The organism is Enterobacter sp. UNJFSC 003 (genome assembly GCF_036903355.1).
GTDB lineage: Bacteria > Pseudomonadota > Gammaproteobacteria > Enterobacterales > Enterobacteriaceae > Enterobacter.
On the sequence record NZ_JBAKHK010000262.1, the window covers coordinates 1 to 253 of the forward strand.

1 protein-coding gene is annotated in these 253 nt (G+C 56.5%); it reads right to left on the bottom strand.

The window, feature by feature from the left end:
* Positions 1-253 (bottom strand): alkaline phosphatase (locus tag V5P19_RS24070; protein ID WP_334408062.1); only part of this gene is annotated, 253 nt, incomplete at both ends.

The following is a 253-nucleotide window of genomic DNA, read 5'->3' on the forward strand; positions in this document are numbered from 1 at the left end:
GGTATGTTCTTGTGAATCCTCTTCGGAGTTCCCGTAACTCATCACCATCACTGCGCCATCTTTGGTATTTAGCGCCTGGGTGAGGCCCGGCGCTTTGGTGTCCGGCGCAACAATCTGGCTGGCGTGGGCGTGATCAGCGGTGACTATGACCAGCGTGTTGCCATCCTTTTTAGCGAATTCCAGCGCCCGTTGTACGGCTTCGTCGAGATCGACCGTCTCGCCAATTTGCCCACAAGGATTCGCAGCGTGATCC